The organism is Mitsuaria sp. TWR114, assembly GCF_007997345.1.
On the sequence record NZ_VOSR01000650.1, the window covers coordinates 1 to 7,449 of the forward strand.

Annotated in this window: 5 protein-coding genes and 1 pseudogene; all 6 read left to right on the forward strand. The window is 66.9% G+C overall.

Annotated elements, in window-relative coordinates; translation table 11 throughout:
- A partial coding sequence (locus FUT87_RS21595) for a hypothetical protein (RefSeq protein WP_186830691.1) occupies positions 1-209 on the forward strand: 209 nt, incomplete at its 5' end.
- Positions 210-476: 267 nt separating this feature from the next.
- Positions 477-2,018 (forward strand): peptide MFS transporter, encoded by a 1,542-nt coding sequence (locus FUT87_RS21600; protein ID WP_147242346.1) that lies wholly within the window; start codon positions 477-479, stop codon positions 2,016-2,018.
- 157 nt (positions 2,019-2,175) lie between these two features.
- Complete coding sequence (locus FUT87_RS21605; RefSeq protein WP_147242347.1) at positions 2,176-2,445, forward strand: hypothetical protein; 270 nt, start codon at positions 2,176-2,178, stop codon at positions 2,443-2,445.
- A gap of 6 nt (positions 2,446-2,451) precedes the next feature.
- Positions 2,452-2,871, forward strand: coding sequence for a type II toxin-antitoxin system PemK/MazF family toxin (locus tag FUT87_RS21610; RefSeq protein ID WP_147242348.1), 420 nt, complete (start codon positions 2,452-2,454; stop codon positions 2,869-2,871).
- 453 nt (positions 2,872-3,324) lie between these two features.
- Positions 3,325-4,518: an efflux RND transporter periplasmic adaptor subunit gene (locus FUT87_RS21615; protein ID WP_147242349.1), complete on the forward strand. Its 1,194-nt coding sequence runs from the start codon at positions 3,325-3,327 to the stop codon at positions 4,516-4,518.
- A gap of 18 nt (positions 4,519-4,536) precedes the next feature.
- Positions 4,537-7,449: pseudogene (locus FUT87_RS21620) on the forward strand (efflux RND transporter permease subunit); the annotation flags it as partial.

The following is a 7,449-nucleotide window of genomic DNA, read 5'->3' on the forward strand; positions in this document are numbered from 1 at the left end:
GCAAGCTGCCGGAGCTGATCGGCCTGTCCGAGCGGGTGGCGACCGTGCTCAAGCAGAACATCGTCGTGGCGCTGGGCTTGAAGGCGATCGTGGCGGCGCTCACGCTGGCGGGCATCGGCTCGTTGTGGCTGGCGGTGCTGGCCGACGCGGGCGCGAGCCTGCTGGTGGTGCTCAACGGCCTGCGTCTGCTGCGCGAGGAGCGCCCCTGAGCCGTCGACGCGGCGTGAACCGGCCATGGACGCCGTGCGAGGGCGCTGGGGAAGGTCCGCGCGACCTAGGGTGAGCCCTAATCCCGAGGCGGCGGTTGACGCTGACCTTTCGCTGACAATGGCGCGCCTGCCGCTGGCGGGCCCCAAGGGATCGACCGGTCCGGGGCCTGGACCAGCGGCAAACGCGTTCTGATCCCTGGAACGCGGTTTCCCGTGACCCGGAGCGCCGGGTCATCGATCCCTCAGCGATCCATCACGGAGCGTCGTTTGAACACAATTCAAACTCCCGGAGCGCGGCAGACCATCCTCGGCCAGCCCAACAGCCTGTTCGTCCTGTTCTTCACCGAGATGTGGGAACGGTTCTCCTACTACGGCATGCGGGCGCTGCTCGTGCTGTACCTGATCTCGGCCACGACCAAGGGCGGCTGGGGCTGGACCCGCGAGGAAGCCACCAGCCTCTACGGCTGGTACACGATGCTGGTCTACCTGACGCCCATCATCGGCGGCTACATCGCGGACCGGCTGCTGGGCACGCGGCGCTCGGTGGTGCTGGGCGGCTTCATCATCGCGGCCGGCCACATCGCGCTGTTCTTCGACACCAAGGCGACCTTCTATGTCGGCCTGGGGCTGGTGATCCTGGGCACGGGCCTGTTCAAGCCGAACATCTCGGCGATCGTGGGCCAGCTGTACTCGAAGGACAACGAGGGCCAGCGCGACGGCGGCTACACGCTGTTCTACATGGGCGTGAACGCGGGCGCGTTCTTCGGCATCTCGCTGTGCGGCTACATCGGCGAGAAGATCGGCTGGCACTACGGCTTCGGCCTGGCGGCGATCTTCATGATCCTGGGCGCGCTGCAGTTCTGGTTCGGCCAGGGCATCTTCGGCGACATCGGCGGCGCGCCGAGCAAGGACGCGCCGATGGTGGACGCGAGCGAGCCGCTGGACGACACGCCGGCGCACATCGTGCGTGACCGCCTGATCGCGATCGGCGTGTTCTCGTTCTTCACGATCTTCTTCTGGTTCGCCTTCGAGCAGGCCGGCGGGTCGATGACCATCTTCGCGGCGGACTACACCGACCGCGCGCTGGTGGGCACCAGCGGGCTGGTGTTCAAGATCGTCAATTCGCTGATGACGCTGATCCCGGTGGCGATCCTGAGCTGGCTGCTGGTCAAGCTCTCCCGCAGCACCGAGGGCAAGTACGCGTTGTCCAACGGCCTGCTGGTGGTGGCGCTGGCGCTGATCTGGGGGCTGTCGCTGTGGATGCTGGGGCGTGAGTTCCAGATGGAGCAATCGGAGATTCCGGCCACCTGGTTCGGGGTGCTGAACTCCTTCTTCCTGGTGATCCTGGCGCCGATGTTCAGCAAGATGTGGGAGCGTCACTGGAACCCGAGCGGTCCGGTGAAGTTCGGCGTCGGCCTGGTGCTGCTGGGCCTGGGCTTCGCGGCGCTGTCGTATGGCGCGTCGGGCATTCCGGCCGGCGCCAAGACGGCGCAGGTCAGCATGATCTTCCTGACGCTGGCCTACCTGCTGCACACGATGGGCGAGCTGTGCCTGTCGCCGGTGGGGCTGTCCTACATCTCGAAGCTGGCGCCGGCGCGGCTGCTGGGCCTGATGTTCGGCGTCTGGTTCGTCAACGCGGCCATCGCCAACAAGATCGCGGGCGCGACGGGCTCCTACATCGACGCGATCTCGTCGACCTATTCGATGTCCACCTTCTTCCTGATCTTCACCATCATCCCGGCCGCCGCCGGCGTGCTGCTGATGCTGCTCAGCCCGTGGATGAAGAAGCTGATGCACGGGGTGCATTGAGCGCGACCCTTGCGAACCCGGATGGGTTCGCCCCCTCGAAGAACCCGGGCTTGCCCGGGTTTTTTCTTGCCCGCGACGGAAGGCGCTCCGCTTGAGCGATGCATAAGGATTGGCTATTGTTTATGCATCCCGCACCCCCATACCCTACGGAGCTCTCATGCCATCCGCCACGAGTCAACAAGCGCTGAAGCTGAACTTCAAGGAGGACACGCTCACGACGGTGTCGAGAGACGCCTTGCGTGCCATGGCCAAGAAGCTCGGTTTCAACGAAACCCAGACCGTCCTGTTCGCGCTCGCGCGCTTGAGGGACGAGGTGTTCAACGAAGAGGAATTGGAGAAGTTCATGCCGCTCACGAAGAAGCATCACGAAGCGATCGCCAAGGCGGAGCCCCGTCGCCGCGGCAAGGTGCTGGACACCCTGCTGTGAGGCCGCATGTATTGGACGCCGCGGCCGAAGTCCGGCGACATCGTTCAGTGCCGGTTTCCCGAACACGTCGGCGTACCAGGACCCAAGGAGCGGCCGGCCCTTGTTCTTCAGGTCGAAGAGGCCGTTGAAGAGCCGAAGGGCAGCGTGGTCGTGGTGGCGTACGCGACCTCCCGTCGCACGAACATGCTGTTTCCCGGCGAATTCGTGGTTGAGCCAAGTGCGAAGACAGGTCTCGTGAAGCCGACCAAGTTCGACCTCGTGAACCGGCATGCGCTGCCCTTCGACGATGAATGGTTTGCACCGGCGCCTGGCAAGCTGCCGCTTCACCCTCGCCGAGGGCGTCTGGATCTCACCAATGACGCGCTCCGTCGGCGGCTTCAGACAGCGATTCACGAGGCCAAGCGACCGCCCAAGCGACTGTCCTGAACGCCGCGCTCTCGGGTCAACGGCTGCTGCCGACTGTTCGACCCATCTCTTGGCGTCCTCGCGCCCATGCCTTCGTACAGGGGCGTCATGCCGGCGAAGGCGTCCGCGATGCACCGTTCCGGTTCAGTTTCCGCGCGCCACGACGCGGCTACTCGCACCCGCTTCGAACACGCAGCGCTTCAATCCCTAGCAGGCAGGCTCCTCCGTCGGGCGTCTCGACTGGCCGTTTTCAGAGGGAGTCCGGCGTCCTTGCCCAATCCTCCTGACGTTTTCCGGCATCCGTCCCGACGAGACTTGCGCACAACCTTGCCCAGGCAGTCAATGACGTCCTGACAAGGCCTGAGCTTCAGGGACAGGTATTGCCCTCGGCACTTTGCGGTCATTCACCGACCGCTTACATTCCGCCGCACGCTGCGGTGCAACAGATGCCGCGGGCGTTTTCGGGAGTGATGCATGGTCGGACCGTCTTTCCATCGCAATGCCGTCGCTGGCGCCTTCGTGGCGCTGCTGCTGACCGCCTGCGGACAACAACAGGATCAACAACAACAGCATGGCGGTCCCCCGCCCGTGACGGTCGCCCCGGCGATCGCGCGCGAAGTCCAGGACTTCGATGAATTCACCGCGCGCCTGGAAGCGCCCGACACCGTGGAGATCCGCGCCCGCGTCGCCGGCACGCTCGACAAGGTGCACTTCCGCGAGGGCCAGGTGGTCAAGAAGGGCGAACCGCTCTTCACCATCGACCCCCGCCCCTTCCAGGCCGAGGTCGCCCGCGCCGAGGCCCAGCTCGCCGCCGCGCGCACCGCCGCCGAGCTGTCCAAATCGGACCTCGGCCGCGCCGAGAAGCTGGTCTCGATCCAGGGCGTCAGCCAGCAGGAGATCGACCAGCTCAAGGCCGCCGTCCGCAACAACGACGCCAACATCCGCGCCGCCGAAGCCGCGGTGACCCAAGCCCGGCTGAACCTGGAGTTCACCCAGGTCCGCGCCCCGGTCACCGGCCGCAGCTCGCGCGCCAACGTCACGCCCGGCAACCTGGTCAACGTGGGTGAGCCCGTGCTCACGACCGTCGTCTCCAGCGACAAGGTCTACGCCTACTTCGACGCCAGCGAGGCCACCTTCCTGAAGTACGCCGCCGCCGCCCGCGCCGGTGGCGCCAAGCGCGAGCAGGCCAGCAAGGTCCACCTGGGCCTGGCCAACGAGCAGGGCTACCCGCACGAGGGCCGCATGGACTTCGTCGACAACCGCCTGAACCCGGCCACCGCCACCATCCGCGGCCGCGCCGTCTTCGACAACAAGGACGGCGCCTTCACGCCGGGCCTGTTCGCCCGCGTCAAGCTCGAAGGCACCGGCAGCTACACCGCCACGCTGATCCCCGACCGCGCCATCGGCACCGACCAGGCCAACAAGGTCGTGATGGTGGTCGGCGCCAACAACATCGTGGCGCCCCGGCCGGTGGTCGTCGGCGCCCAGTTCGACGGCTACCGCGCGGTGCAGGGCATCAAGCCCGGCGAGCTGGTGATCATCGACGGCCTCCAGCATGCGATGCCCGGCGCGCCGGTCACGCCGCAGCAGGCCAAGCTCGACGACAAGGGCCGCGCGGTCGCCCCGCCGCAAGGCGCCGCTCCCGCCGCCCCGGCCGCGTCGAAGTAACCCGGCGCGAGGTCGTTCATGGATATCTCCCGCTTCTTCATCGAGCGGCCGCGCTTCGCGTCGGTCCTCTCGATCTTCATCTTCCTGGTGGGCCTGCTGGCGATCTTCCGGCTGCCCATCTCCGAGTACCCCGAGGTCGCGCCGCCGCAGGTCGTCGTGCGCGCCCAGTTCCCCGGCGCCAACCCGCGCGTGATCTCCGAGACGGTCGCCACGCCGCTCGAGGAACAGATCAACGGCCTGGAAAACGTCCTGTACTTCGACAGCCAGGCCACCGCCGACGGCGGCATGACGCTGACGGTGACCTTCAAGATCGGCACCAATCCGGAAGCCGCGGAGACGGCGGTGCAGAACCGCATCAACCGCGCGCTGCCGCGCCTGCCCGACATCGTCCGGCAGATCGGCGTGACGACCGAGAAGTCCAGCCCCAACCTGACCATGGTGGTGCACATGGTCAGCCCGGACAACTCGCGCGACGCGCTGTACCTGCGCAACTACGCGCAGCTGCAGGTGCGCGACGAGCTGCTGCGCGTGCAGGGCATGGGCTCGGTGCAGGTCTTCGGCTCGGGCGACTACGCGATGCGCATCTGGCTGGATCCGGCCAAGCTCGCCGGCCGCGGCCTCACCGCCACCGACGTCACCAACGCGATCCGTGAGCAGAACACGCAGGTCGCCGCCGGCGTGGTCGGCGCGCCGCCGGCGCCGAAGGGCACCGACTTCCAGCTGCAGATCAACACGCAGGGCCGCCTGGTCACCGAGGAAGAGTTCGCCGACGTCATCATCCGCACCGACACCGCCACCGGCGGCCTGGTGCGCGTGCGCGACGTCGGCCGCGTCGAGATGGGCCCCGGCACCTACGCGCTGCGCAGCCTGCTCAACAACAAGGAAGCGGTCGGCATCGGCATCTTCCAGGCCCCGCAGTCCAACGCGCTGAACATCTCCAAGGACGTGCGCGCGACGATGGAGCGGCTCAAGGCCAACTTCCCGGCCGGCGTCAGCTACGACATCGTCTATGACCCGACGCGCTTCGTCGCCACCTCCATCGAGAAGGTGATCCACACCCTGATCGAGGCGGTGCTGCTGGTCGTGCTGGTGGTGATCATCTTCCTGCAGACCTGGCGCGCGTCCATCATCCCGCTGTTGGCCGTGCCGGTGTCCATCGTGGGCACCTTCGCGGTGCTGCTGCTGCTGGGCTACTCGATCAACACGCTGACGCTGTTCGGGCTGGTGCTGGCCATCGGCATCGTGGTCGACGACGCGATCGTGGTCGTCGAGAACGTCGAACGCAACCTGGAGGACGGCCTCACGCCGCACGCGGCGACGATCAAGGCGATGCAGGAGGTCTCCGGGCCCATCATCGCGATCGCGCTGGTGCTGTGCGCGGTGTTCATCCCGCTGACCTTCGTCCCGGGCTTGTCGGGCCAGTTCTATCGCCAGTTCGCGGTCACGATCGCGATCTCGACGGTGATCTCGGCGTTCAACTCGCTGACCCTGTCGCCCGCGATGGCGGCCTTGCTGCTGCGTCCGCACGACGCGCCCAAGGACCCCATCATGAAGGTGATGGACAAGCTGTTCGGCCGCTTCTTCCACTGGTTCAACTGCTTCTTCCAGCGCCGCAGCGAGGGCTACAGCCGTGGCGTGACCGGCATCCTGCGCCGCAAGTCGGCCGCGCTGATCGTCTACGCCGTGCTGCTGGGCCTGACCGCGCTGCTGTTCACGCGCATCCCGTCGGGCTTCGTGCCGCGCCGGACAAGCAGTACCTGATCGGCATCGCGCAGCTGCCGGCCGGCGCCACGCTGGACCGCACCGATGAAGTGATCCGCCGCATGAGCGACATCGCGCTGAAGGTGCCGGGCATCCGTGATTCGATCGCCTTCCCGGGCCTGTCGATCGCGGGCTTCTCGGCCGCGCCCAACGAAGGCATCGTGTTCTTCGGCCTGGACGACTTCGACAAGCGCACCTCGGCCGACCTGTCCAAGGACGCGATCCTGGGCAAGGTCAACGGCGCGATCCAGCAGATCCAGGGTGCGCGCATGTTCGTCGTGCCGCCGCCGGCGGTGGACGGCCTGGGTAACGCGGGCGGCTTCAAGGTGCAGGTGCAGGACCGCAACGGCCTGGGCGAACAGGCGCTCTACGGCGCCGTCTGGGGCACGCTGGGGCCGATCTACGGCGACCAGAAGAGCGGCATCGGCACGCCCTTCTCGACCTACGACATCAACGTCCCGCAGCTGTTCGCCCACGTCGACCGGACCAAGGCCAAGCAGATGGGCGTGAGGTTGCAGGACATCTACGACACGCTGCAGATCAACCTGGGCTCGCTGTACGTCAACGACTTCAGCCGCTTCGGCAAGACCTACCAGGTCATCGTGCAGGCGGACGCGCCCTTCCGCGCCAACGCCAGCGCGATCACCGACCTGAAGACGCGCAACGAGCGCAACGAGATGGTGCCGCTGGGCGCGCTGATGAACGTCGATCCGACCTTCGGCCCGACGCGCGTGACGCGCTACAACGGCTTCCCGAGCGCCGACATCAACGGCGCCGCGAAGCCGGGCTTCTCCAGCGGCCAGGCCGAGGCGGAGATGGAACAGCGGCTGAAGAACCTGCCGCGCGGCATGACCTACGAGTGGACCGAGCTGACCTACCAGGACCGGCTCACCCGCGACATCAAGGCCGGCAGCTTCTCCATCCCGACGATGGCGGCGGTGCTGGCGATCTCGGTGCTGCTGGTGGTGCTGGTGCTGGCGGCGCAGTACGAAAGCTGGACGCTGCCGCTGGCCATCATCCTGATCGTGCCGATGTGCATCCTGTCGGCGCTGTTCGGGGTCTGGCTGTCGCACTTCCCGCCCTTCATGCAGGCGGGGGACCTCAACATCTTCACGCAGGTGGCGCTGGTGGTGCTGGTGGGCCTGGCCTGCAAGAACGCGATCCTGATCG